A 25765-nucleotide genomic window follows, 5' to 3' on the forward strand; every position below is an offset into this window, starting at 1 on the left:
AAGTTGGAATAGGCAATAGAATTTAGATGAAGTATGATCTATCCTTTGATCAAATGCATCATAATTTATTGGGATAGTGTAGCAAAATGCAAAAACTCGTGCTGACGTTATTAGTCACTTCACTCCTTGCTGGTTGTTCAATCTTTGGTGTATATAAGGTTGATATTCCTCAAGGGACTCCATTGACCAAAGCTCAAGCCTCTCAAGTACAAGTCGGCATGAATTTCCAGCAAGTGCGTTTTTTGCTTGGTAGTCCAACTGTGACTGATCCCCTCAATCCTCTACGTTGGGACTACATTTACAACTATATCCCGGGAACTTATGCTAAAAAAGCAAAAATCCCCGCAGCACATGGTCAGCATTTAAAAATTTACTTTGATGGCACTGGCACAGTAACTAAAATTGAAGGTTTAGAAACTATTCCAGAATCGCAACCAGGTTTACCTGCTTCTAAAGAAGCGATTTTAACTGCACCACCACTATAATCGTTTTTTCTAATAAAAATAAACCCCTCAAGTGAAATACTTTGAGGGGTTTTGTTTATGGGGCTTATTGCTTAAAGCGATTATTTTTAATATATCGCCCCACAGGGTTTTTCTCGGCGCGTTTACGACGTATATCTTTAGGGTTAATCGTTAAAGGTCGATAAACCTCAACTCGATCACCAGCTTGCAAAATCGCATGTGCTTCAACTTTTGCACCAAAGATGCCAAATTGTAATGGCTCAGGCAAACTGACCTGTGTCTGCAAGCCACTCGCCTCAACTGCTTGTAATGCAGTCATACCAGCTTCAAATGGAATAGCAACTAAAAACTGTTGCTCTGGGGCTGCATAAGCAACCCACACTTGCTGAGCTTTTTCCATCAGATAATTTGTCCAATCACCGCAATCATGGCAATAACAATTGAAAGCGGCAATACAATACGTACCGCAATGCGCCATAAGTTATAAAACAACTCATTGCTAAAATTCATAGATTTACGTAAATGGCTAATTTTCATAACCCAGCCAGCAAAAATGGCATAGATCAAGCAAATGAGTAATCCCCAAAGCATCAAAATCAGCGTAAAGATGTTATGAAGCTCAGGCACAGCCCAAACAGCAATCGTTACAACAATAATCACCCACTGTAAAATAGGCATAAGCTGACGCTGAGCAAGCTGCTCTCTAGCCAATTGTACAAATAACGCTGTGGTCATTACTGCGGTAAAGATCCAAGTAAAAACAGGAAGCTGTGCTTGTAAAGAAAAGAAACCAAAGGCAATCACAGCAATTAACTGAGCTAACCAAATTGGAAGAACAGTTTTCGTTGCACCTTCTTGCGACTGAACAGTACCTACACTATTTTGCCAGTAAAGCCCTAAGCCCAATCCACTCGCAACAAGTGCAAGTACAGTCGCATTACCCCATTCTTTAAACTCAACATGGGTCCAGTGCCAAGGCTGTAAAGTTGTTCCCATTGTGTTAGCTAAAACAAGAGAAGCAATTACACCAACCGTCATCAGTAAAATTAAAATTTGACGTGGAATAAAAGATAAAATGAGAGCCACAACAGCAAGGCCAGCAAAAACAAGTTGTCCTGAAACACTATTATTAAGTTGTGTAGTCAGTAAATTGCCAGCGGTACTTAATACATTACCAGCTAAAAATGGAATAAAAATAACTGCAAGCCAGCCAACCAAACGCCATTTTGGGGAACTATCTGCTTCACGAGTTAAACTTGATAAAGCATTTAAGGCTGTAGTCTTCGACCGTTTTGCTAAAGCAATTTCCAAATAACAAACTGGTAGTGCCAATAGCAACATTGTGCCTAACCACAACAACCAGAAATCGAGTTGACGATCAATCTGGATGCCCATCGTGGGTGCCAATGTCGCCATAATGATGAAAGATAAGCAAAACGCCATCAGGGGCGATAACCATCGTGACATAGGTATGTCCTGCATTATGCATTCCTTGAAAAAGACTAGAGATATTTTGCCCGTGTCATGCTTGAAAATCAAAGTTTGCTCAATAAAAAAAGCAAACTACCGAAATGATAGTTTGCCGCGCTAACTGAAATTATGAGTTATTTTTATTTCAGTTTATGAGAAAAACCGAGCAAACCAGTTTTTCCCTTTTTTCTTTTCTTTTTCTCTAATAATTCCCATCATATTTTCTTTTACTGCTCCTACATAATCGGCATCATCATGTTGAATATGGTTAATTAACCATTTAGCCAAAATTTCTTGTAATTCTGCTTCAATCGTGTGCCCCATTTCAAAACGTTCACGATATAACTCTATTTTTTTAATAAATAAATCATGTACACGTTTATGAGGTACACGATATTTATAATCAGCTTCCTCTTGCAAACTTTCTTCGAAAGTAAAATGTGATTGCGTGTAATCGATAATATTGTCTAGAACATCTTTAATACGACGTCTATCCTCTTCATCTTTTACATCATCAATTTCATTAATATAATCAAGTATTCGTTTATGTTGCTCATCAATAACATCAATACCCGTATTATATTCTGAAGCCCATTTCATTTTCATACATCTCCCCAATGATGATTAATGATCGTTGCATAAACTGCATGATATATTTAAAGAATATAAATAAAAACAAACCTAATTTGTCGGCTTTAGCATATAAAAATTATATTTAACTCAAGTTATTGTTTTTTAAATATTAAATTAAAATTAACCAACTAAAATAATAAAGTATTTTTTGAACAAACTATTTTATTATTAAATGATAAAAATATATAAACATCCTTATTCATTTATTTTAAATGTATTTTATATTAATACTGATCTGCACGCGTAATACGTTTAAGTTCAGGATTTTCCTGTTCGCGCTTTAATCTTTCTACAAAAGTAATCGCTTTTTTAATTGGTTGACCATGTTGAAATAAAATCATTTCACCAGGTTGGTATGCTGTCCAATTTTCATTATGTGTTAAAGGTTCAGTGGTTATTACTGCCACACGGTCTTCTGGAGTGGTTACCTGGCTAAAATCGACTTCGACATCTAAGTCAATTAAATGCGCATGATTAAATGGATATTCACGAACGAGCCAATGTAATTTAGTAATGGCATAACTAAATAATGCTTTGCCATTAGATAGACAATAATTAAATGTGCCGTATTCCGCAATTTGCGGAGAAATCTTTTCTAACACTTCAAATATCTGTTCAAGACTTGGTTCTTCATAACCAAAAGCTTCAACGAGTTGATCGAGCAAATAACAAAATGCACGCTCACTATCGGTATTACCTACTGGTGTGAAACGTCCACTTAATGGCGGATTAAAGTCATGTAAATCACCATTATGGGCAAAGATCCAGTGTCGCCCCCACAACTCTCGAATAAACGGATGAGAGTTTTCTAAAGTGATTTTACCTTGAGTAGCTTTGCGGATATGTGCAATCACGTTACGTGATTTAATAGGATAATTACGAACGAGATCGGCAATTGGAGACTCAACTGCCGATTGGTTATCAACGAATAAACGGCACGCTTTATCTTCGAAAAATGCAATGCCAAACCCATCACTATGATCTGAGGTAATTCCTGCACGCTGTGAAAAACCACGGAAGGAAAAAGTGATATCCGTTGGTGTTGCACAATTCATTCCTAATAGCTGGCACATATCGCTTTTTAAACTACTTCTAATTACCCCATCTGCTCTATTGTGCATGAGAGTAAAAGTGCTTGCAAATCTCAATATGTGCTGGCTATTACAAAATAGGAAATATGATTAACGCTGCACCATCTTATTCATCACAAATGAGGTCGCGACTTTATTCACCTCAAGAAATACAAAATAATCCAAACAGTTAAACTCTTCATCAAAAAAAGCCTGTTTCGATAGTTTTGACTGCATGCTCAGATACATTTGGAATAGCTTTGGCATACGTTCATCTTGTGGGAAGCTAAACTCAGGATATTCAGGTTCATAGATTTTTTTCGAACGGATATCAATCGATTTGCTTTCAGGTAACTGCTGAATCTGACGATGCGTGTAGTACGCTCTAGCCAAATTATCTTGCAAATGAATACTGACACAGCCCATTAAATATTTAGCACGCATTGACCATAGCACTTTGGGTGCAAGGTTTAACCACAACATAGATAACGCTTTACCATTACGAAAGCGAGGATGTACACAAGTACGGCCTATTTCTAACACATTTGGAAGATGGGAAAGCTGAGGAACAATATCAAACTCATGTGCGCTATAACTCTGTGCTATTTCGTGGCCTTGAAATAGTTTTAAACGAGTATACGCTACAATTTCTCCAGTCCACTTTTCACGCAAGACCGCATGTTCACAACCAAAATCGTAAATATCTTGGTCTAAGTTATCTTCAAACTTGATTCCGAATTGTTGACTAAATTGTTGTGCACGAAACCGTTGTACATCTTGTAATTCTTTTAAATTATCAACCCACTCAAAACGAAATTGCGTCTGATTTATTGCTTTATGACGATTTAAAGGTAAAGTCCAGGTTTGGCGATATTGATTAAATTTTTCCAGCATAATGAACGCTCCTAGTGACACTCCCTACACTAGTCAAAGCTCATGACAAAAAAATGACCAAATCAAGATGGTATAAAAAAAGACCACCTAGGGTGATCTTTTTATTGAGAATAATGGATTTCTTAAGCTGTTTTAGTTCGGTTAGAAATCAGCGTTCCAACACCATGATCAGTAAAGATTTCAAGTAATGTTGCATGTGGCACGCGACCGTCAACAATATGCGCACTCACAACGCCGCCTTTAACGGCATCAAGCGCACAGCCTACCTTAGGAATCATACCGCCATAGATCACACCTGTTTCAATGAGGCGATCAACTTCTTGTGTCGTAAGGCCAGTTAACAGATTTTTATTTTCATCAAGCACACCGCTAATATTGGTGAGCAAAATTAATTTCTCAGCGCCTAATGCTTCTGCAACCTTACCTGCAACTAAATCAGCGTTAATATTATAAGTATTGCCTTCTTCATCTACACCTAGCGGCGCAATAACTGGAATAAAGTCACTTTGGGTGAACATTTCCAATACATCTGTTTTAACGCCTGTCACTTCACCAACCATACCCAAGTCGATATGTTTGATAGAACCATCTTCTTCTTGCTTTTCCATAAGCAATTTGCGGGCACGAAGTAAATTACCATCTTTACCCGTTAAACCAATCGCACGTCCACCGTGTTTATTAATCAGGTTAACGATTGATTTATTTACACTGCCGCCCAACACCATTTCAACCACTTCCATGGTTGCAGCATCAGTTACGCGCATACCGTCAATGCGGTCAGATTCACGGCCTAACTGCTTTAAGAATGAGTCTACTTGTGGTCCACCACCGTGAACAACAATCGGATTTAATCCTACAGTTTTAAGTAAAACGATGTCTCGGGCAAATGAACTTTCAAGCTCTGGATCAGTCATTGCGTTGCCACCGTATTTCACCACCAGCGTTTTACCAGTAAAGCGTTGAATATACGGCAAAGCTTCAATCAAGATTTTTGCTTTGTCGACACCGATATGCTGATGTTGTGGCATTACGCCTCTCCTTACTTAGGCCTCTGAAAGTTCTTGTGCAATTTGCGGATAGTGTTCTTGCAACATATCTACAAATTTTTGCTGGATTTCCTTTAATCGTAAAGGATTATCCGCATCAAATCGTACTGTAAAGTATTCACCAGTATTTGATGCTCGAATAATGCCAAAACCATCATCAAAATCAAGACGTACGCCATCAATTTTACTAATACGTGCCCCTAAGCGATGACTTAAAATCTCAATATCTTGTAATACATACTTTGGATCAGACTGATAAGTACCAATATAGGTATCTTCTGTACAACATCTTTCTGGATATGGAGCAAATAATTCAGAAATTGTAGCGGCATCAGATTGGGTAAAATACTCCATTACTCGTAATGCAGCATATAAACCATCGTCGTAGCCAAAACCACGGCCATCATTAAACACATAATGACCTGCATATTCTCCACCAAAAATGGCACGGCCATTCGATTGAGATAAATAAGCTCTTAGGAAACTACTTCCCGTGCGGATCATTTTTGCTTTTCCGCCAAGTTTCTCGACGGTCTCTTGAACCATACGTGAACATTTCACATCAAAAACAATTTCTTGCTCTGGGTGCTGCTCAAGGCACATTTGCGCAAAAAGCGACAATAAGCGGTCTGCTGTCAATATCTGTGCTTTTTCATCAACTAAAACAACACGGTCTCCATCACCATCCAAAGCAATACCAATATCCGCCTGCTGCTCGACCACGGCTTTTCGCAAGCTAATTAAATGAGCTGCATGTGATGGATCTGGTGCGTGATCTGGAAACTCTCCATTTGGATTAGTGCGTAAAGCTATGACTTCACAACCCATTTTTTCTAAGATTAGTTTTGAACAATGCCCGGCTGAACCATGCAAACCATCTAAAACAACTTTTAAAGGACGTTTTAACTGAATATCTTTAAAAATGGCTTGTTGGTATTGCTGGCAAAATTCAACTTTAAATTGAGGTAATGTCAACTCAAGTACAGAAATTGAATGGTTTGGTACATAAGTTTGGGCTTCTTCACCCACCTGCTGAATCATTTCTGGAGACGGCGGTTCACCCTTTAAAATCCACTTAATACCATTATCAGATTTTGGGTTATGGCTTGCTGTCACCATAATGCCATTGCCACCAAAATCTCGTGCAATGTAGTACATCATTGGTGATGAACAGCAACCAATATTGGTTACTCTTAAACCTTGTTCTATTAAAATTTCTTCAATTAAGTGTGCATAGGCTGGGCTTGTGAGACGGGCATCATAGCCAATCACTAATTGAGTTTGTTTTGCTTGTTTGTATTGTTGTGCCAATCCGTAGGCAATTGAACGGACAACGTCCGTGGTTAAGTAAGAAAGTTTGCCTCTAATATCGTAAGCACGAAAAATACTTTTTGGAAATGAGTGTCTTACATTCATAGCGTATCTTCTATTTAAAGATCAATTCGATCTATCGCAAAAACATAGATTATTCAAAATTTTTGAAAGGTTTGTTTGCTAAAAAAGTTAAAAGAATATGAGTAAAGCGTGTTGTAATATAATCCATTGTAACATTCAAGATATAAAAAGAAACGCCTGTTCAACAGGCGTTTGATTTTCGTTAATATTTTAGAAAAACTTACTGTTTACCTGTATGACCAAAGCCACCAGCACCACGTAAAGTTTCTTCAAATTCTTCTACTTGCTCAAATTCAGCTTGTACGACTGGCACTAAAACGTACTGTGCCAAGCGCTCACCTGGTTCTAAACGGAATGTGGTTTGACCACGGTTCCAAACTGAAACCATCAATTCACCTTGGTAATCCGAATCAATCAAACCAACTAAGTTGCCAAGCACGATCCCGTGTTTATGGCCTAAACCTGAACGTGGTAAAATTAAACCAGCAAAATTTACATCATGAATATAAATTGCCATACCTGTTTTAACTAAAACAGTTTGTCCTGGTTCAATATCAATTGCTTCATCTAAACAGGCACGTAAATCTAAACCCGCTGAACCTGCTGTAGCATATGAAGGTAAAGGCCATTCTTTACCTAAACGCGGATCGAGCAATTTCACTTGAACTTTCATGGGATTTCCTAAAAATTAAAAAAATTAACGCTTTAATAAAGCTTTTAAATTTGCCAGATATTGTTGAGCCTGTTCTTTAGGGTCAACATTAGCCGCAATTTTCTTTTTACGCCCTAACCACTCAAGCTCATCTTGCGGAAGCTCATCAAGGAAACGGCTAGGCGTCATTTGTTTCATCTGTCCACCATTTTTACGCTGTTCCGCTAGAGTTAACGTTAAACCTTGGCGTGCACGTGTAATGCCCACGTACATGAGACGGCGCTCTTCCTCAATGGTTTCTGCTGCAATCGAGTTCTTGTGAGGCAATAGTTCTTCTTCAAGTCCCATAATGTACACATATGGGAATTCCAGACCTTTTGCTGCATGCAAAGTAAGAAGGTTAACTTTGTCTGTATCTTCTTCTTCCTGCTGCTGTTCTAACAGATCGAGCAAAACTAGTTTTCGGATGACACTTTCAATATTCTTTTCATCAACATCTTCAGCACGATTAATCAGATTTTGAATACTGGTAAATAAGTTCTCGATGTTATCGAGTTTACTTTTCTCTTGTGCAGGAGTTGCTGACTGTTCCCGAACGTAATCCATATAACCCGCTTCATTCATCATTTGACGAACTTTAGGCACAGGCTCATCATCTTCCAACAATTCACGTGTAAATGTCGCGATAAAGTCAGCAAATTCATGAAGCTGTGTTTCTGCCTTTTTAGGAAGCACCATGCTTAAACGCTGGTCAGCAGAAGCACCAAGTAAAGACAAATTATTTTCTTGTGAAAATAAACCGAGCTTCTCTAGAGTAACAGGGCCAATCGCACGTTTAGGCGTATTAATAATTCGTAAGAAAGCACTGTCATCTTCTGGGTTAATAATAAGACGCAAATAACTCATTACATCTTTAATTTCTGCACGCGCGAAGAACGATGTACCGCCAGAGAGTTTATACGGAATTTGCATTTGGCGAAGCTGGGTTTCTAATACACGTGCCTGAAAGTTTCCGCGATACAAAACGGCATAATCTTTCCAGTTCTTACCGTTCATTAGCTTATGAGTCAGTAAGTCTTTGACTACGCGTTCTGCTTCATCGTCATCATTACGACATGTAATGATTCGGATGACTTCCCCATGCCCTTTATCACTCCACAATTTCTTGTCAAAAATATGTGGGTTGTTTTGAATCACACAGTTGGCAGCTTTTAAAATACGGCTGGTCGAACGATAATTTTGTTCAAGTTTAATAATATGTAGATTTGGGAAATCTTGTTTAAGCAATGCCATATTTTCAGGCTTAGCACCACGCCATGCGTAAATCGACTGGTCATCATCACCTACCGCGGTGAACTGCCCCATTACCCCAACTAACAGTTTGACCAAAATATACTGAGCGGTGTTGGTATCTTGATATTCATCGACCAATAAGTAACGGACACGGTTTTGCCATTTGTCACGTACTTCTGCATTTTCTTGCAATAAGCGTGTTGGCATAACAATCAAGTCATCAAAATCGACAGCATTGTAGGCACGTAAATTACGTTCATACAGTTGATAGAGATGTGCAAACTGGACATCTTCTGGTGTTTCACAAGTCGAATGTGCTTGTTCTGGCAAAATCAGATCGTTTTTCCAATCTGAAATTTTCTTCATTGCCTTGGCAATTAATTCTTTACTCTCTGCACCCGATAAATTGTCGCGATGCATGAGATCCATCAAAATACGTTTACAGTCATCTGCATCTAAAATCGAAAAATTAGCTTTTAAAGGTAAATTTTTAAGTTCTAAACGTAAAAGGTTTAAACCAAAAGTATGGAAGGTAGAAACGGATAAGCCTTTTGCTTCTTCACGTGATAAAAGCTTGGTCACACGCTCTTTCATTTCACGCGCAGCTTTGTTTGTGAAGGTCATCGCAGTTATACGGTGCGCTGGAATACGGCAATGTTGCACCAAATAGGCAATTTTACGCGTAATTACCGATGTTTTACCTGAACCAGCGCCAGCAAGCACCAATAAAGGGCCCTGAGTATATTTCATGGCTTCTTCTTGCTTGTTGTTCAATTGACTGGCAGATGACATCGTGTATTACCTCTTAATTTTTCGAGCATGATTATAGTCATCTCTTTTTTAGAATCCCAATAGTAAATCTACGGATATGTATAAATGATGTCTAATAATGCAATTTATGCGCCGCAGAATGTCGTGATTATTTCTTGTACTGCCCCCCCATAAAAAAACCACCCGAAGGTGGTTTTTGAAACAATAAACTAGATCTTATTGTTTAGCATAAATGCTGATTTCTACACGGCGGTTTTGTTCACGGCCAGATGCAGTTGAGTTATCTGCGATTGGGTTAGATGAACCATAACCTTGCGCGTCGATACGGCTAGCAGATACGCCTTGGCTAGCTAAATAACTACGTACTGATTGAGCGCGTGCTTGTGATAATGGAATGTTGATAGAGTCATTACCAGTGTTATCAGTATAACCAGTTACAAGAATTGCACTCTTGTTATCTTCAGCCAAAGTTTGAGCCACTTTGTTCAAAGTTGCGTAGAAGTTTGGCTTGATGTTTGATTTGTTTGTATCAAAAGTAATGCTACCAGGCATGATCAATTGAACAGAACCATCTGGGTTACGGCCAACGTCTACACCAGTACCCGCCATTTGTTGACGTAATTTTTTCTCTTTCTGGTCAAGGTATACACCACCAGCAGCACCAAGAACTGCACCAATTGCCGCAGCACGGTTGTTTTGACGGCTAGAGTTTGCATTTGATTTAGAAATACCATAACCAGCTGCTGCACCAATTAAAGTACCTAATGCGGCTTTATCGTATTCAACGCCACCAAGATTATTACCAGTTGTTTGACAACCAGAAAGAACTACTGCTGCCCCTACCACTGTTGAAATAACTAATGCACGCATTGCATGCCTCCTCACTTTGTGTGTTTTGTTGTCTGAATGAATAATGAAACAAAAAGGAAGTATAAAACATTGATATTTTGTTAATAATAAACAGTTTAGTTATGTTTTTGTAATATTTTGATGCACTTTAAGATGCTAGCTCATCACAATTTCTTCATTGTTGTCTAAGATAACGTTGTATTTCATATTATGGCAGTTATAGTTGAACAACTTTTCTATGGATTTGAGACATTCGGGGTCTTTTATATGTCAACTGCACCCAATAAACAATCTGCGCTAAAAAAAATTACACGTGGACTCACTGTAGGTACAGTCATTACAGGAAGTACTTTTTTTCATGGTCCTCCTGTTCTTGCATTAGGTCTGACCAAGCTTTTAAAAAAATCATCAAAAATAGATGAAACTAATATTCAAATTACAAATAGCTGGTTAGGGGTAAATAACTGGTTAATTGACCATGTTCTACCCAATCTAAAATGGGACATTACCATTGATGAAGGGCTTGATCTGAATATGCAAGGTCGTTATTTAATGACCTGTAATCATCAAAGTTGGGTTGACACGACTGTAAATCAATATTTTGGTTTAACCCGTATGCCCCTTACCCGTTTCTTTACTAAATGGGAACTCATCTTTATTCCTTTTGTTGGGCAAGCATTTAAAATTTTAGGCTTCCCAATGATGAAGCGTCACACTAAAGAACAGATCGCTAAGAATCCTGAACTTAAAGACCGTGACATGATGGAAGCACGTAAAGCTTGTGAGCAGCTTTTAAGTCAACCCTTCACACTATTAAATTATTTGGAAGGGACTCGTTTTACTCAAGAAAAACATGACCAGCAAAAATCCCCTTATAAGCATTTGCTAAAACCCAAAGCAGGTGGCTTGGCGCTTGCATTAAACATCTTGGGTGACAAAATCGATGCCCTAGTTGATATGACCATCGTCTATCCTGATGGCGTACCAGGATATAGCGATTTCTGGCTTGGGGATGTTTCTAAAATTGCGGTTAACTTACGTAAAATTGAAATTCCAGACTGGGTACTTGGCGGCAACTATGAAGATGATGCGGCTTATCGTGAACGTTTTCAGCAATGGGTTCATGACATTTGGACCGAAAAAGATCAACTTATTGAGCAAATGAAGTCTCAATATACCACTGCAAATATTTAAGAAAGCACCCGTTATTATGCAAAACAGTTCTGGGAAAAAAACGAAATACCATCATGTAGACCCAAACAGCCTTTCATTTAAGCTGTTTTTGGTCTATGACATCTTTATGGTGTTTATTATCATTTTTAACTTGTTCTGTCTTGCGACTAATTTCTTTTTAATGAGCAGTATTGGGGCATGGTTCTTTGAACATATTCACTTGCCCCAAGTACTCAGCTTTTATCGTACTTCACTACATCCGTGGGTGATTACATCAGAAGCTTGGTTTATTGGTTTTTTAATTGTTGAGCTACTTGTCCGCTGGGCCATTGCGATCATCAATAAGCACCATAAGCGTTGGTTCTTTTTCCCGTTTATTCACTGGTATGAAATTTTAGCTATTATTCCTCAGCTCCGTTTTTTACGTTTATTCCGCGCTGGGATTATTGCTTATCGCTTACATGAGTTGGGCTATCCAGTTGTTCCGGAAAGCTGGCGAAAAACTGGGCTATTTTATTATCGCGTCGTAATGGAAGAATTATCTGACCGCGTTGTAATTACCGTGATTGATGGCATTAGATATGAACTTGAAACCAGTTCTAGCCATAAACAGATTATTCATGACTTGGTTAATCATCATCGTGAGCAATTTACTGTCGCTCTAACCGCATTATTACAAGAATCTTTAGCCACCGCTTTAAAAGAACAAAAGCCTGCCATTACAAAAGGTGTGGGCAAAATTGTAGATCAAGCGATTATTGATACGCCTGAGCTAACTCAATTATTACGCTTAATTCCTTTAGTCGGTGGCCGCATTGAACAGCAAATTCAAAGCATTGGTCAAAGATTAGGTGAAAATATTAGTGCAGGTTTAATTGAACCTTTAATTGAGGGATCTCAAGATGCTCCAAATCCTACTTATCAATTAATTTCTCAAAGAGTAAGTGAAATCAATATTAATAATCGTCAGCTTGAGCAATTGGTTGAATCTGTCGTGTTCGAGACACTAGAGTCTGTACGTAAACAAGTCAAGGTCAAACAATGGCAACAAACCCTTGCGGAGTATGATCGAATCAAAGAATAAGCATTTATTTAATTTTTTATGAATCACGCTAGAGAATTGGCACGAATTGTTCTAGCATTTGCCCTATTTACAATAAACTTAACGATATTACAGCTCGTTTAACGCCTTGAAGGAAGACTTATGGCTGATATACGGATTACCGGCAGAATGGTTAACTTTAGCAGGATAACCTTCGATACCAATGATCATGATGTGATCCGCCAGCAATTATCAAATATTTTAAATGAAGGTTCCTATCAAGGAACTTTAGTGATTATTGACAGTACAGTTGAGCAAGAGTTAATTGCATTGATTCAACTTCTGGTGAGCTTGGGTTTACAACCAATGGCGGTAATCGACGGTATTTTAGGAGATGAGGCTCGCGCTATTCAATTCCCTGTTTTACCGGCAGATCAACCATTACAACGCATTAAAGCGACAGCTGAACAAGTGGCTATTGTGGAAAAACCTGCTACAGCTCCTGCCTCGTCTTCAGCAGAAACAAAAAAACCACTAAACAAGATAGCGGTCGCTCATATTACCTCTTATCATGATGAAATTTTGCGTACAGGCCAATCCCTTGTACAAGATAACGGCGATATTATTTTAAAGGCTGGCATGAATAGTGGTTCCGAGGTGATCGCTTCAGGAAATATACATATTTATGGCACAGTTCGTGGTAGAGTCATTGCTGGTGCGGGCGGGCACGCAGCTGCACGCATTTTTTGCCAATCTTTAGAGGCTGAGCTCGTTTCCATTGCCGGAACGTATTGTGTCGCAGATGATATCCCTAAACATGTGGTAAAAAAACCAGTACATATTTATTTAAATGAAAAGCAAGAGCTTGAATTTGAAGCTCTAGAACTTTAATTTATTAAGCAAATCACCAAAAAACAGCCCTTTTAAGGGTGTATGACCATAATAGGAGTGGATTCGGTGGCCAAAATTGTTGTCGTAACATCAGGCAAAGGTGGTGTAGGTAAAACTACAACGAGCGCATCTTTTGCAACAGGTTTAGCCCTTCGTGGTCATAAAACTGTTGTGATTGATTTTGATGTAGGCTTACGTAACCTTGATTTGATTATGGGTTGTGAGCGTCGTGTTGTTTATGATTTTGTTAATGTTATTAATAACGAAGCACGTCTGCAGCAAGCCCTTATTCGCGATAAAGATATCGAAAACCTTTATATTTTACCGGCTTCACAAACACGTGATAAAGATGCGTTGAGCGACGAAGGTGTTGCTCGTGTTATTGATGAGCTATCTCAAGAATTTGATTACATCATTTGTGACTCACCTGCAGGGATCGAGCGTGGCGCGATTTTAGCCATGTATCATGCAGATGAAGCAATCATTGTAACAAACCCTGAAATCTCTTCAGTACGTGACTCTGACCGTATTATTGGTATGTTAGATAGCAAAACCAAGAAAGTTGAACACAACGAAGGGCGTATACGTAAACATTTATGTATTACACGTTTTAACCCGGAACGTGCTGACCGTCAGGAAATGCTGACAATTGATGATATTTCTAAAGATATTTTACGCGTACCGACATTAGGTGTTATTCCAGAATGTCCAAGTGTATTACAAGCATCAAACGAAGGTAAGCCTGTTATTCTGTATTCAGAAACTAAAGCTGGTCAGGGGTATGATGATTTGGTTGCACGCTTCCTTGGCGAAGACCGTCCTTATCGACACATCACAGCTCAACCTAAAGGCTGGTTAGCACGACTATTTGGAGCGTAGATATGGCAGGATTCTGGAGTAAATTATTTAGCAGCGAAGAAAAACCATCAAGTGCTCAAACTGCCAAAGATCGTTTGAAAGTTATTGTTGCTTCTGAACAAGGTTTAGGCCGCCGTTTAAGCCAAGACAAGATTGATCAGATGAAAAAAGAAATCATGCAAGTGGTTAGCCGTTATGTTAGCGGTGTAGGTGAACAGCATATCCAAATGCAAGTTCGCTCTGAAGCTAATATCGAAATGTTAGAAATGAATATCAATTTACCTGAAGAACGATAATTCTATTTCTGACTATTCAATAAATCAGAATCAAGGCAAAATAACGCAAGTTATTTTGCCTTTTTTAAAATGAGGAGATTGTCATGGCATTATCACAGCCAGCAACTTTCAATGAAGAATGGTCCGATGAGCGTGTTTTTGCCTACCTCAACCAACTTCCTCCAAGTGGTGTGAATGCAGATTTTCATGTGCTCTACCATGCATTCAAACATATGCGCCCAACAGACTATGAGCGTCTTTTAAAGCAATTTATTGCGGACGGACGCGATATTAATGCCAAAGACCCTGAAGGCCAACGCATCCATGATGTAATTGCTAAGTTTCCGCGTCAATCAGCACCATTTTTAGAAGTTCTAGCAAAGTTTGCTTAAAAATAAAAAGCCTCTTAAAGAGGCTTTTTTCTTATCTAAACTTATCGATTACCAATCAGGAAAATACCAAATACGGTAAAAATACCGCCCGAAATACCATCAATCCATTTTGAAAAATTACGATAAGCTGCTCTAAAACTTGGTAACGAGAAAATAAAAGTCACAAAGCAGAACCATAAAATTGTCTCGACTGTGACAATAATAAAGAGTAGCCAGTGAACCTGATCAAGTTGAGGATTAGCTAAAAATAAAGAGAAAACACTACCAAAATAAATAACAGCTTTCGGATTTGATAGATTTGTTATCAAACCTTTAATAAAAAATAAGTAAGGTGATTTTGGGAGCTCAACAGCAACATTGCCCTCTTGCTGATTTTTTGAAAAAGCCGAACGTAGCATCTGATAGCCCAACCAACATAGATATAAGCCACCAGCAATGAGCAAGCCTTGCTTTAACCAAGCCATTTTTTCAAAGATAAGATTTAACCCCATCAGTGCCAAGCACGCCCAAAACATAACACCTGCCGTTATACCTGCGACCACTAACATAGCATCTTTACGAGAACGACTAATGGCGGTTTGAGATACAAGAAAAAAATCAGGCCCAGGAGTGATAAGCGCACAAAAGTGAATAAAGGCTAAAGTAATCAGAGCTAATAACATGTCTTTCTCCTGATTTAATTCATTGTTATTTATTTAGGGAAAATACATTAGCATTTTTTACTAGACGATAAAATCTTTAAGTCATTTATAAACAGGTTCACTTTATTTAAGTTATAAAAAAGCCTCCGAAGAGGCTTAAATTATACGTATTAAACTAGAATATCCCGCTTACCATTAGGGCCCATTGAGCTCACAATGCCGTTCTCTTCCATTTGATCAATGATACGAGCGGCACGGTTATAACCAAGGCTAAATTTGCGCTGTAGCGAAGATGTAGACGCTTTTCGAGTTTCTAATACGAATGACACACATTGATCATAGAGTGCATCTCGGTCAGAACCACCCTCACCCTCTTCAAAGCCACGTGATGCAGGCTCTTCATCAAATGGAGTCAAGATTTCATCAATATAATCAGGCTCGCCACGCTCACGCCAAGCATCACAAATACGGTTTACTTCATCATCACTAATGAAAGCACCATGTACACGTTCTGGCTCAATTTTACCTGGTCCTAAGAACAGCATATCACCATGACCTAACAAGTCTTCTGCACCACCAGCATCCAAAATAGTACGTGAGTCAATTTTACTGTTTACACGCAGGGCTACACGCGTTGGAATATTTGCTTTAATCAAACCGGTAATAACATCAACAGATGGGCGTTGAGTTGCAAGCAATAAGTGAATACCAGCAGCACGAGATTTTTGCGCTAAACGCGTAATCATTTCTTCTGCTTTCTTACCAACTTGCATGATCATGTCAGCGAACTCATCCGCAACAATGACAATAGATGGCAATGGCGTTAAACGAGGTGCACGTTCTTGTGTCGCAGAATCACTTGGCTTCCAAGTCGGATCAATTAAATCTTCGCCATTCGCAATCGCTTCTTCAACTTTACGGTTGTAGTCACTTAATTTACGAATTTTTAAGAACGACATAAGTTTATAACGACGTTCCATTTCATTCACACACCAGTTCAAAGCACTTACAGCATCTTTCATGTCAGTAACGACTGGAGTTAATAAATGTGGAATATCATTATAGTTTGCAAGTTCTAATTGTTTTGGATCGATTAAAATTAAACGTAATTGATCAGGCGTATATTTAAGCAACATCGATAAAATCATCGAGTTGACCGCAACCGATTTACCAGAACCTGTCGTACCAGCAACCAACATATGTGGTGCTTTCGCTAAATCAGTGAGTACAGGATTACCTGAAATATCTTTACCCATCGCCATACTAATTAATGCACTTGGGTCGCGATATGTTGGTGTTTCCAATAACTCAATCAAACGTACCATTTCACGGGCACTGTTTGGCACTTCAATACCAATGTATGGTTTACCAGGAATAACTTCGACCACACGGACCGATGCCATCGACATTGAACGCGCCAAGTCACGTGAGATATTCGTGACCTTAGAAGCTTTAACACCGGGTGCCAAATCTAACTCAAAGCGAGTTACAACTGGCCCTGGTTGAGCCTCTACCACCTGAGCTTTTACGTTAAATTCTTGCAATTTAATTTCAAGCAATTCAGACAAACGTGAAAGTTGCTCTTCAGTAAAGTTGACTTTCTTATTTGGATCGACCTTATCGAGTAGGTCAAGACCCGGTAAAGTTGGCAAATCCAAACGCTTCTTAGCAACTTGCATTGCACGAGACATTGGGCGGCCTGATGCATCTGTTAACGGTGCATCAAAATCGAAATCGTCCTCATCAAAATCAGCATTTTCCTGCGGTTTTCCAGCAGTCTCCTGCCAAGCTTCAATAAACTCTTCTTTTGAAAGTTTGTCGGCCTGAATAGTCGTTTGAATAGGAGCTTTTACAAATGCTGAAGATTGCGCATAACTACTTGCTCTCACAGGTTCAGCTGGAGCAATGTCTTCATCTATTAATAAATCATCAAAATCTTCAAAGACTTGTTCGTTTGCTAAATTTTTAGGTGATTGATTTAAATTTGAAATATTTGAAGATGTTTCATTCGCAATATTAACAGATTGCGAAGTTGGTTCGGCTTCTACATGGTGATCTTGAACAAACGGTGTATGCACATCTGTTGCAGTTTTACTGTTTGGAACTGCGGCAAGCAACTCATCAAAAATCTCATCATCATTCCAATCAAGACCATGTAAGTCTTGTTTAGATGATGGTTGATTTTGATTTACTTGAGAAATTGTTTGCTGGAATTGCTCATGAGCAGGAACTTGTTCTATCTCTGTCGAATCATCAGCTGCTCTTAAAAGTGCATCAATTTCTTGCTTATGACTTGCATCATCACGCTGTAAAGCACGCCATACTTCGCCAGTCGCAACTAAACGTTGGCTATCTCGTTCAAGTTTATGGGCCTGTTCAAGCGTATGCTCAAAGTTCTGAGTATTTGCAACTGGTGTATCTGCAACAGGTTCAGGTCGGCTCTGCTCTTTCGCTAGCACATCTGCAAATAAGCGCTCAGCAACCGCATCATGTCGCGTTGTCGTAGATCGCGGTTGAGCTGTTTCAGATTGAACTGATGCTTCTTTCTCATCTGAAGCATTAGCATTCGTTTCTGGATTGTCAGCAACTTTAACCGCGGCTGCTTTGTTGGCAGGTTGAGTTGTTAAGTCATAATCCGATTCATTCGGAGATACGTTCTTATAAAATAAATCTTGTAAATAACTTGGTGTCGCTTTGAGCGTAACCCACGTTTTACTCCATTGCACCCCAAATGCAAATGTAAACAAGACTACCCCGAAAACCAGTAAAAATAAGGTCGCACCGTAAATTGTTAACAATTGAGATAGGCTTTGACCTAACTCATAACCAATAATTCCCCCAGCTGCATTATCTAAAGTATCTGCCGGCACATTCCAGTGTAAATAAAGTAAGCTAGATACAACTAAAATTAAGAAGAATTGTGCAGCATAACGAAATGGGCGGTTTAGGAAACTACGTGGCCACCAAACCTGAATTGCTTCAATGAAAAGGAAAATTGGAATAAGCAAACTTGCCCATCCTAAAAAACCAAACAGCAAATCTGCAATCCATGCGCCAGCAATACCACTTGCATTGGATACTTGCTGAGTATCACTGGAAATATGCATCCAGCCCGGGTCAAATGGTGTATATGTTACTGTTGCCAGAAACATATAAATACCAAAAGAAACCAAGAATAATGTCATCAATAAGCGCTGTGCATAAACACTTGACACCGCAGTCATATACTGTCCTGTAACCCATTTAATTATTGGTTTAGAGATGTGAAGAACTATATTTTAGATCTTCAACGAATGAACTTTATATTATGCACCTGTTCTTACAAAAAAGGTGCATGATTCTTTACAGTTGTTGTTAACATAAGGCACTTCTATATTGTTATATAACTTAATTCGATTGACCTGATCAATATTATCCACATTGATTTAACGCTATTGATCGGCAAATTCACGTATAATTTTCAAAATTCTCGAAATAAATAAGGATACCCTCAATGAGTGCTCGTCATTCTCGGTTAATTATTCTCGGTTCTGGCCCTGCGGGCTATAGTGCAGCAGTATATGCAGCGCGTGCAAACCTTAAACCTACTTTAATTGCAGGTTTACAACTAGGTGGGCAACTTACAACAACAACCGAAGTTGACAACTGGCCGGGCGATCCTGAAGGTTTAACAGGTCCTGCATTAATGGATCGTATGCAAGCACATGCTGAACGCTTTGGTACAGAACTCGTCTATGACCATATTAACGAAGTGGATTTAAATGTACGTCCTTTTGTTTTAAAAGGTGACATGGAAGAGTACACATGTGACGCTTTGATTATTGCAACTGGTGCTACAGCTCAATATCTTGGTTTAGAGTCTGAACAAAACTTTATGGGCCAAGGTGTAAGCGCATGTGCAACATGTGACGGTTTCTTCTACAAAAACCAAAAAGTAATGGTTGTAGGTGGTGGTAACACTGCTGTTGAAGAAGCACTTTATTTATCAAATATTGCTTCACATGTAACGTTAGTACATCGCCGTGATACTTTACGTTCTGAAAAGATTTTGCAAGATCATTTATTTGCCAAAGAAAAAGAAGGCAAAATCAGCATTATCTGGAACCACGAAGTTGAAGAAGTATTGGGTGACAATACTGGCGTAACCAGTGTTCGCCTTAAATCAACTCAAAATGATTCTAAGCAAGACGTAGAGGTTCATGGTCTGTTCGTAGCAATTGGTCACAAGCCAAACACTGGAATGTTTGAAGGCCAGTTAAACCTACGTGATGGCTACATCCAAGTGCAAAGTGGTACCTCTGGTAATGCAACAGCGACTTCTGTAGCTGGTGTTTTTGCTGCTGGTGACGTCGCTGACAGCATTTATCGCCAAGCGATTACTTCTGCTGGGTCTGGCTGTATGGCGGCTCTAGATGCTGAAAAATATCTAGATAATCTTTAAATCATAGATTTCTAGAGTTTTTAAAACAGCCGTTCTTATAACGGCTGTTTTTTTATAATAATTGACTAGCTGACATATATTAATTTTTATAGCATAACCTTAAAGCTCATCTTATTTTGTTTTTATGAATACACTTCCACTTTCCCAATTCATTTTTCCTGATCCCATTGAAGCCGATCCAGATGGGCATGGTTTAATTTGTATCGGAGCGGACCTCTCCCCTTCTACCCTATATGAAGCTTATACGCATGGTCTTTTTCCTTGGTTTAATGAAGATGAACCGATTTGTTGGTGGAGTCCAGAACCTCGTTGTGTGATCTACCCTCAAAATTACAAACCAAGTAAATCACTCATTCGGAACATGAAAAAGTACGATTACACCATTACGGTAAATCATGCCTTTGAACAAGTTATTCGCTCTTGTTCTTTGCCAAGAAGTTATGCAGATGAAACATGGATTAGCGAGGATATTATTCAAGGTTACTGCGAGATGTTTAACGCGGGCTACGGTTACAGTATTGAAGTTTGGCAAGAAGAGGATCTTGTAGGAGGTTTATATGGTGTTACGATTGGTAAAGGATGTTTTGGTGAGTCAATGTTTAGCAACGAAACCGATGTTTCAAAAATGGCTTTTTATACATTAATGCTCATTGGACAAGAAAATCAGCTACCATGGATAGACTGCCAACTCGTAAACAGTCACTTAATTAGTCTGGGAGCCAGTACACTTTCTCGTCAAGACTACTTAAAATCGTTACAAGATGTAATTATTCACCCCTCTATCAATTGGAAAAAGTATCAAGAACGTGTATTTTCAAGTAAAACAATAGCATTAGATGCAAAATTAATGGAATGATAACAGGAGGGACCAATCATGAAATCATATCACCCGAAGTCCCTTTTAAATGATCTGCAGTATTATATTACTCCACCTCATGATTGCAGCTATCTAGAAAATAAATCAGCACGCATGGTGTTTTTAGATCCCATCCATCGAATTGATGTGGTCACTCTTTCAGAACTTTCTCGTTTAGGCTTTCGCCGTAGTGGCGACTTTGTTTATCGCCCTGAATGTCACTTATGTAGACAATGTTTGTCTTGTCGTGTTCCAGTTGCCGATTTTCAAATGAACAGCATGCAAAAAAAAGCATGGAAACGAAATCAAGATCTCACCATGACTGTTCTGCCTACGCGACAAGCAGCACAAATTCATTATGATTTATACGAACGCTATATTAATGAACGCCATGCAGATGGTGATATGTTTCCACCAAGTCTAGATCAGTTTGAAAAGTTTTTAGTACATAGCTGCACAGATAGTTTTTTTCTTGAGCTTTGGAAAGACAATCGGCTCATTAGCGTTTCTACTTGTGATTTAATGGATGATGGACTATCGGCTGTCTATACATTCTTTGATCCCGATGAGCATCGTAGATCACTTGGTGTTTACTCTATTCTTAACCAAATTGAATATGTGAAATCGCTCGGTTTAGAATATCTCTACTTAGGCTATTGGGTGCCTCATTCAGCCAAAATGAACTATAAATCGCAATATACCCCTTTAGAACTTCTGCTCGATGGGCAATGGCGCCGTTTAAACAGATCATTATCACCAGAAGAAATTCAACAGCTAGGTACATCTCTTATGACTACGTTACCTTCTGAATGGAATAATTTAATCATTAAATAAAGATGCGAAATCATCTGTACAGGTTTTTACCATAATGACCGCATGTTCCCGCCCACCATCTTGGGTAGGATAATAATTGCGACGCAGATCAATTTGGTGAAAGCCTGTTTTTTCATATAAACCAATAGCGGCTTTATTACTTTCACGAACTTCTAAAAAGATTTGTACTGGCTGATTTTCCAATTTTTCAATTGATGCACTTAATAACTCATATCCTAAACCCTGCCCTTGCATTTTAGGATCAACTGCCATGAGTAATAAATTAGCTTCATCTAAAACAGGCTGTAAAATACAAAACCCAACTACTCTGTTTTGTGACTCAATCACTGTACATTGATAAGAGTTCAAAGATTCAATAAATTGCTGTCTTGACCACGGATGGGTCTGAACTGATTTTTCAATTTGAACGACAATATCCACATCAGTGTTTTGCATAATACGAATCATGAGTTTCAACGCAATGAAGATTCTAAAGTAGTGCGTATTATAAAAACTTCCCAAGAAAAAACGAGTAAAAAAAAGGACAATTGAATTGTCCTTTTTTCAGTATTTTTTAAAGACCTAATTTTTCACGCCAAGTTGCTAGCAATGCTGTGGTATCCGAATCATTTGGATGAAATTTTGGTCTTAAAAAATCAAGTAACTCTGGAATTTGACGAGTCATAAAACCTTTACGACCATACATGAACTTAAGCATGTACTTCGTATCTTTCCAAGTTAATTTTTCGTCAGTTTTAAGTAACTTAGCAGTAAAATAAGACTGAGTTGCGAAGATTAATGCCATTGCAATAATCAAGGCTGTTGAACGCATAAAATAAGCTTTCGGACCTTGTCCGTACATACTTGTATACACATCAAATGCCACAGCTTTATGTTCATTTTCTTCAACTGCGTGCCACATCCACAAATGATACATAGTGTCGTCTTGGAACATAGCCTGAATTTCAGGATTTTGTAAAAGTTCAGCTGCAATGGTCGATGTAAAATGTTCTAGTGCACATGTTCCAGTCAAATCAATCATTTCTTTGGTATAGCCAAAAGGTTTCATTAATTTGGTTACAACAGCTGTACCCATCTTAATGACTTTTCCAGTTTGCTTTTCCATATGGCGCACATCATAACCATAAGCCTGTGCTGAAGCATTAAATGCTAAATGCTCTTTGGAGTGCATCGCTTCTTGACCAATAAAAGCACTAATTTCTTTTTGAAGATCTGGATCAGCAAGCTTTGGATCATTTCGAACAGCACGCGTACTATTTACAAAGAACTGCTCACCTTCTGGAAAAAGGGCCGATAATGCTGTCATAAAATGTGTTAATGCTGCATCATAATTTGCCCAATAACGTGGGACCTGAGCAAATTCAAAATCCATACGACGCACAGGGAAACTAGCGCCAGCACGATTGGAAATATTTACCTTAGCATTCATCTCAGACTCCTTTTAAGTGAATAGCTAATTCACATATAACTTTATTTATTTTCTTAATATTTATAATCATACGTCTTTCGATGTACCAATTAAGTGCAGATGAGGACAGAGAAATATCAGATGAGGTCATTCATAGACACATAAAGGTGCAATATCTGCTCCACGATCTCTTTAATATAGTTATAGAAAAATAAAAAAGGGCCACTATCGGCCCTTTATAAATTATGAATTAAAACTATAAACCTAATTTTGCTTTCCATGTTTTCAATAGACCAACGGTATCTAGGTCATTTGGATGAAAGCCAGGTTTAAAGTAAGCTAACATTTCTTTAGCCATACCACTAATAATACCTTTAGATGGGCTATATCCGTATTTATAAATTACTGATAGTTCATCTAAATTCAACTTGTTGTCTTGCTTTAATAAACGAAGCACAAAGGATGACTGGATTAAAAAGATTAAAGTCATAGCAAATACTAAAGAACTGGTTCGTAACGCATAAGCTTTTATGCCTTTACCAAACACACCTTCGTACACGTCATAAGCTACGGCTTTATGCTCATTTTCTTCAATCGCATGCCAATACCACATTGTTGACATTGTCTCATCTGTCATAAGCTCTTGAATGTGCTTATTGACCAATAATTGCGACGCAATAGTAGCGGTAAAATGCTCAAGAGCCGTTGTAGCAGTCAAGTCAACCATTTCTTTTGTCATACCGAAAGGTTTGACAATTTTTACAAAAGTTTTAATTGCTGTTTGAATTGCCGTATCGGTAAATTTCTCTAACGTTTCTACATCATGACCAAACTTTTGAGCAGAAGCGTTGAAGTTTACATGCTCTTGAGTATGCATTGCTTCTTGCCCAATGAAAGCACTAATCTCTTTTTGGAGTGCTTCATCATCTTTAATCGCTGGGTGATAACGTACTGCTCGTACACTATCTATAAAGAATTTCTCACCAGCCGGAAACAATGCTGACAATGCAGTCATAAAATGTGTGAGTCCAGCAGAACCATTCATCCAATATTCTGGTACATCATTAAAGTCAAAATTCATACGACGCACTGGAAAGCTTGCACCTGCACGATTCGTAATATTCACTTTAGCATTCATACCCAAAGCTCCTTAGTAAGTAACCCTAGTTACTCAAACTTTATTGTTCGTTTTCTTGATTCTTATCATACAAAGTTAATAAAAAGGGTTAAGGGGAAATAAGGACATTGAAATATCAGTTAGGGCCAGCATTTATAGTGATTGTTAGACAATTAAATATAAAAAAAGCGCTCTAAAAAGAGCGCTTTTTTTCACTGAAAGTGATTATGCAGTTACTTTCGCAACAACACCAGCACCTACAGTACGACCACCTTCACGGATCGCAAAACGTAGACCTGGGTCCATTGCGATTGGGTGGATTAATTCTACTGACATTTCAACGTTGTCGCCTGGCATAACCATTTCAACGCCGTCTTGTAATTGGATTGCACCAGTTACGTCAGTTGTACGGAAGTAGAACTGTGGACGGTAACCATTTAAGAATGGAGTGTGACGACCACCTTCTTCTTTAGAAAGTACGTATACTTCTGCGTCGAATTTAGTGTGCGGCTTGATTGTACCTGGTTTAGCAAGTACTTGACCACGTTGTACGTCTTCACGCTTAGTACCACGAAGTAAGATACCACAGTTCTCACCTGCACGGCCTTCGTCAAGAAGTTTACGGAACATTTCTACGCCAGTTACAGTTGTTTTAACTGTATCTTTAATACCAACGATCTCTACTTCTTCACCAACTTTAACGATACCAGCTTCTACACGGCCTGTTACTACAGTACCACGACCAGAAATTGAGAATACGTCTTCGATTGGCATTAAGAATGCTTTGTCGATAGCACGTTCTGGTTCTGGGATGTAAGAGTCAAGCGCTTCAACAAGAGCAAGAACTGAAGACTCACCATATTGACCAGCATCGCCTTCCAACGCTTTAAGCGCAGAACCACGGATAACTGGAGTGTCATCACCAGGGAAGTCATAAGTAGAAAGAAGTTCACGAACTTCCATTTCTACTAATTCAAGTAATTCTTCATCATCAACAAGGTCACACTTGTTCAAGAATACGATGATGTAAGGTACACCAACCTGACGAGAAAGAAGGATGTGTTCACGAGTTTGTGGCATTGGACCGTCAGTCGCAGCACACACAAGGATCGCGCCGTCCATCTGAGCAGCACCAGTAATCATGTTTTTAACGTAATCGGCGTGGCCCGGGCAGTCAACGTGCGCGTAGTGACGAATTGGAGAATCGTATTCTACGTGTGAAGTATTAATCGTAATACCACGTGCTTTTTCTTCAGGTGCTGAGTCGATTTGTGAGTAATCTTTCGCTTCACCGCCGTAA

The 25765-nt window shown here is 38.7% G+C and carries 26 protein-coding genes; 10 read left to right on the forward strand and 16 right to left on the reverse strand.

Translation table 11 applies throughout. The features are described 5' to 3' along the window. The first annotated feature begins 86 nt into the window (after positions 1–86). Entirely contained in the window at positions 87–485 is a 399-nt protein-coding gene (locus J536_RS16530; protein ID WP_002121740.1) for an outer membrane protein assembly factor BamE, read from the forward strand. A gap of 64 nt (positions 486–549) precedes the next feature. Here the strand turns inward: J536_RS16530 and J536_RS16535 are convergent, their stop codons facing one another. The 10 genes from J536_RS16535 to J536_RS16580 all read right to left on the reverse strand — a co-directional run bounded on the left by J536_RS16535 (position 550) and on the right by J536_RS16580 (position 10558). Continuing rightward, on the reverse strand, positions 550–864 hold the full coding sequence (locus J536_RS16535) for an RnfH family protein (protein ID WP_002121714.1): 315 nt from the start codon (positions 862–864) through the stop codon (positions 550–552). After that, positions 864–1931, reverse strand: coding sequence for a hypothetical protein (locus tag J536_RS16540; RefSeq protein WP_005075306.1), 1068 nt, complete (start codon positions 1929–1931; stop codon positions 864–866). The genes J536_RS16535 and J536_RS16540 overlap by 1 nt, the downstream gene beginning before the upstream one ends. A 153-nt stretch (positions 1932–2084) precedes the next feature. Next, positions 2085–2540 carry a bacteriohemerythrin gene (locus J536_RS16545; protein WP_002121698.1) on the reverse strand — a complete coding sequence of 152 codons (456 nt, stop codon included), beginning with the start codon at positions 2538–2540 and terminating at the stop codon, positions 2085–2087. A gap of 251 nt (positions 2541–2791) precedes the next feature. After that, positions 2792–3640 carry a class II glutamine amidotransferase gene (locus J536_RS16550; RefSeq protein WP_014205980.1) on the reverse strand — a complete coding sequence of 283 codons (849 nt, stop codon included), beginning with the start codon at positions 3638–3640 and terminating at the stop codon, positions 2792–2794. 108 nt (positions 3641–3748) lie between these two features. Then, positions 3749–4531, reverse strand: coding sequence for a GNAT family N-acetyltransferase (locus J536_RS16555; protein ID WP_032057672.1), 783 nt, complete (start codon positions 4529–4531; stop codon positions 3749–3751). A gap of 122 nt (positions 4532–4653) precedes the next feature. Continuing rightward, positions 4654–5559 (reverse strand): acetylglutamate kinase, encoded by a 906-nt coding sequence (gene argB, locus J536_RS16560; RefSeq protein ID WP_002121716.1) that lies wholly within the window; start codon positions 5557–5559, stop codon positions 4654–4656. 15 nt (positions 5560–5574) lie between these two features. Further along, complete coding sequence (locus tag J536_RS16565) at positions 5575–6993, reverse strand: phosphomannomutase/phosphoglucomutase (protein WP_032063406.1); 1419 nt, start codon at positions 6991–6993, stop codon at positions 5575–5577. A 199-nt stretch (positions 6994–7192) separates the two neighbouring features. Then, complete coding sequence (gene dut, locus J536_RS16570) at positions 7193–7645, reverse strand: dUTP diphosphatase (RefSeq protein ID WP_002121799.1); 453 nt, start codon at positions 7643–7645, stop codon at positions 7193–7195. Between the two features lie 24 nt (positions 7646–7669). After that, positions 7670–9709 carry a UvrD-helicase domain-containing protein gene (locus J536_RS16575; RefSeq protein WP_005070868.1) on the reverse strand — a complete coding sequence of 680 codons (2040 nt, stop codon included), beginning with the start codon at positions 9707–9709 and terminating at the stop codon, positions 7670–7672. A gap of 195 nt (positions 9710–9904) precedes the next feature. After that, a complete protein-coding gene (locus tag J536_RS16580) occupies positions 9905–10558 on the reverse strand; it encodes an OmpA family lipoprotein (protein ID WP_005070886.1) in 654 nt (217 codons plus the stop codon). Positions 10559–10804: 246 nt separating this feature from the next. On the opposite strand from J536_RS16580, the gene J536_RS16585 reads away from it, so the two are divergent. From J536_RS16585 to J536_RS16610, 6 genes are all read left to right on the forward strand, one after another. Next, a complete protein-coding gene (locus J536_RS16585; RefSeq protein WP_005803140.1) occupies positions 10805–11731 on the forward strand; it encodes an acyltransferase in 927 nt (308 codons plus the stop codon). Positions 11732–11747: 16 nt separating this feature from the next. Further along, a complete protein-coding gene (locus tag J536_RS16590; RefSeq protein WP_032063407.1) occupies positions 11748–12794 on the forward strand; it encodes a hypothetical protein in 1047 nt (348 codons plus the stop codon). Between the two features lie 120 nt (positions 12795–12914). After that, a complete protein-coding gene (gene minC, locus J536_RS16595; RefSeq protein WP_005075304.1) occupies positions 12915–13643 on the forward strand; it encodes a septum site-determining protein MinC in 729 nt (242 codons plus the stop codon). Between the two features lie 66 nt (positions 13644–13709). After that, positions 13710–14522 carry a septum site-determining protein MinD gene (gene minD, locus J536_RS16600; protein WP_002121719.1) on the forward strand — a complete coding sequence of 271 codons (813 nt, stop codon included), beginning with the start codon at positions 13710–13712 and terminating at the stop codon, positions 14520–14522. Positions 14523–14524: 2 nt separating this feature from the next. Next, positions 14525–14797, forward strand: coding sequence for a cell division topological specificity factor MinE (gene minE, locus J536_RS16605; RefSeq protein ID WP_000896934.1), 273 nt, complete (start codon positions 14525–14527; stop codon positions 14795–14797). 83 nt (positions 14798–14880) lie between these two features. Continuing rightward, positions 14881–15168 carry a PA4642 family protein gene (locus J536_RS16610; RefSeq protein ID WP_005070896.1) on the forward strand — a complete coding sequence of 96 codons (288 nt, stop codon included), beginning with the start codon at positions 14881–14883 and terminating at the stop codon, positions 15166–15168. A gap of 41 nt (positions 15169–15209) precedes the next feature. On the opposite strand, the gene rhtC is transcribed toward J536_RS16610, so the two are convergent. Both rhtC and J536_RS16620 read right to left on the reverse strand, forming a co-directional pair. Then, positions 15210–15830 (reverse strand): threonine export protein RhtC, encoded by a 621-nt coding sequence (rhtC, locus tag J536_RS16615; RefSeq protein ID WP_017398887.1) that lies wholly within the window; start codon positions 15828–15830, stop codon positions 15210–15212. A gap of 149 nt (positions 15831–15979) precedes the next feature. Then, positions 15980–19033, reverse strand: coding sequence for a DNA translocase FtsK (locus J536_RS16620; protein WP_032063408.1), 3054 nt, complete (start codon positions 19031–19033; stop codon positions 15980–15982). Positions 19034–19302: 269 nt separating this feature from the next. On the opposite strand from J536_RS16620, the gene trxB reads away from it, so the two are divergent. From trxB to J536_RS16635, 3 genes are all read left to right on the forward strand, one after another. After that, complete coding sequence (trxB, locus tag J536_RS16625) at positions 19303–20250, forward strand: thioredoxin-disulfide reductase (protein ID WP_032063409.1); 948 nt, start codon at positions 19303–19305, stop codon at positions 20248–20250. Positions 20251–20374: 124 nt separating this feature from the next. After that, positions 20375–21106 carry a leucyl/phenylalanyl-tRNA--protein transferase gene (gene aat, locus J536_RS16630; protein ID WP_032063410.1) on the forward strand — a complete coding sequence of 244 codons (732 nt, stop codon included), beginning with the start codon at positions 20375–20377 and terminating at the stop codon, positions 21104–21106. 18 nt (positions 21107–21124) lie between these two features. Continuing rightward, a complete protein-coding gene (locus J536_RS16635) occupies positions 21125–21940 on the forward strand; it encodes an arginyltransferase (RefSeq protein WP_004703325.1) in 816 nt (271 codons plus the stop codon). Here J536_RS16635 and rimI read toward each other — a convergent pair. The 4 genes from rimI to tuf form a co-directional block, all read right to left on the reverse strand. Then, positions 21926–22387, reverse strand: a complete 462-nt coding sequence (gene rimI / locus J536_RS16640) for a ribosomal protein S18-alanine N-acetyltransferase (protein WP_002121701.1) — start codon at positions 22385–22387, stop codon at positions 21926–21928. The genes J536_RS16635 and rimI overlap by 15 nt on opposite strands. 106 nt (positions 22388–22493) lie before the next feature. Next, positions 22494–23369, reverse strand: a complete 876-nt coding sequence (locus J536_RS16645; RefSeq protein WP_032057683.1) for a metal-dependent hydrolase — start codon at positions 23367–23369, stop codon at positions 22494–22496. 235 nt (positions 23370–23604) lie between these two features. Next, a complete protein-coding gene (locus tag J536_RS16650; RefSeq protein ID WP_002121792.1) occupies positions 23605–24486 on the reverse strand; it encodes a metal-dependent hydrolase in 882 nt (293 codons plus the stop codon). Positions 24487–24690: 204 nt separating this feature from the next. Then, positions 24691–25765, reverse strand: a 1075-nt coding sequence (gene tuf / locus J536_RS16655; protein WP_032063411.1) for an elongation factor Tu, incomplete at its 5' end; no start/stop codon positions are given.

The sequence above is a fragment of the Acinetobacter sp. 809848 genome (assembly GCF_000581275.1).
Classification (GTDB): Bacteria; Pseudomonadota; Gammaproteobacteria; order Pseudomonadales; family Moraxellaceae; genus Acinetobacter; species Acinetobacter pittii.

Excerpts from the sequence above, each read along its gene's own strand:
- J536_RS16530 (WP_002121740.1), top strand. The coding sequence starts at position 87 with ATGCAAAAACTCGTGCTGACGTTATTAGTCACTTCACTCCTTGCTGGT.
- J536_RS16535 (WP_002121714.1), bottom strand. The coding sequence starts at position 864 with ATGGAAAAAGCTCAGCAAGTGTGGGTTGCTTATGCAGCCCCAGAGCAA.
- J536_RS16540 (WP_005075306.1), bottom strand. The coding sequence starts at position 1,931 with ATGTCACGATGGTTATCGCCCCTGATGGCGTTTTGCTTATCTTTCATC.
- J536_RS16545 (WP_002121698.1), bottom strand. The coding sequence starts at position 2,540 with ATGAAAATGAAATGGGCTTCAGAATATAATACGGGTATTGATGTTATT.
- J536_RS16550 (WP_014205980.1), bottom strand. The coding sequence starts at position 3,640 with ATGTGCCAGCTATTAGGAATGAATTGTGCAACACCAACGGATATCACT.
- J536_RS16555 (WP_032057672.1), bottom strand. The coding sequence starts at position 4,531 with ATGCTGGAAAAATTTAATCAATATCGCCAAACCTGGACTTTACCTTTA.
- argB (WP_002121716.1), bottom strand. The coding sequence starts at position 5,559 with ATGCCACAACATCAGCATATCGGTGTCGACAAAGCAAAAATCTTGATT.
- J536_RS16565 (WP_032063406.1), bottom strand. The coding sequence starts at position 6,993 with ATGAATGTAAGACACTCATTTCCAAAAAGTATTTTTCGTGCTTACGAT.
- dut (WP_002121799.1), bottom strand. The coding sequence starts at position 7,645 with ATGAAAGTTCAAGTGAAATTGCTCGATCCGCGTTTAGGTAAAGAATGG.
- J536_RS16575 (WP_005070868.1), bottom strand. The coding sequence starts at position 9,709 with ATGTCATCTGCCAGTCAATTGAACAACAAGCAAGAAGAAGCCATGAAA.
- J536_RS16580 (WP_005070886.1), bottom strand. The coding sequence starts at position 10,558 with ATGCGTGCATTAGTTATTTCAACAGTGGTAGGGGCAGCAGTAGTTCTT.
- J536_RS16585 (WP_005803140.1), top strand. The coding sequence starts at position 10,805 with ATGTCAACTGCACCCAATAAACAATCTGCGCTAAAAAAAATTACACGT.
- J536_RS16590 (WP_032063407.1), top strand. The coding sequence starts at position 11,748 with ATGCAAAACAGTTCTGGGAAAAAAACGAAATACCATCATGTAGACCCA.
- minC (WP_005075304.1), top strand. The coding sequence starts at position 12,915 with ATGGCTGATATACGGATTACCGGCAGAATGGTTAACTTTAGCAGGATA.
- minE (WP_000896934.1), top strand. The coding sequence starts at position 14,525 with ATGGCAGGATTCTGGAGTAAATTATTTAGCAGCGAAGAAAAACCATCA.
- J536_RS16610 (WP_005070896.1), top strand. The coding sequence starts at position 14,881 with ATGGCATTATCACAGCCAGCAACTTTCAATGAAGAATGGTCCGATGAG.
- rhtC (WP_017398887.1), bottom strand. The coding sequence starts at position 15,830 with ATGTTATTAGCTCTGATTACTTTAGCCTTTATTCACTTTTGTGCGCTT.
- J536_RS16620 (WP_032063408.1), bottom strand. The coding sequence starts at position 19,033 with ATGACTGCGGTGTCAAGTGTTTATGCACAGCGCTTATTGATGACATTA.
- trxB (WP_032063409.1), top strand. The coding sequence starts at position 19,303 with ATGAGTGCTCGTCATTCTCGGTTAATTATTCTCGGTTCTGGCCCTGCG.
- aat (WP_032063410.1), top strand. The coding sequence starts at position 20,375 with ATGAATACACTTCCACTTTCCCAATTCATTTTTCCTGATCCCATTGAA.
- J536_RS16635 (WP_004703325.1), top strand. The coding sequence starts at position 21,125 with ATGAAATCATATCACCCGAAGTCCCTTTTAAATGATCTGCAGTATTAT.
- rimI (WP_002121701.1), bottom strand. The coding sequence starts at position 22,387 with ATGATTCGTATTATGCAAAACACTGATGTGGATATTGTCGTTCAAATT.
- J536_RS16645 (WP_032057683.1), bottom strand. The coding sequence starts at position 23,369 with ATGAATGCTAAGGTAAATATTTCCAATCGTGCTGGCGCTAGTTTCCCT.
- J536_RS16650 (WP_002121792.1), bottom strand. The coding sequence starts at position 24,486 with ATGAATGCTAAAGTGAATATTACGAATCGTGCAGGTGCAAGCTTTCCA.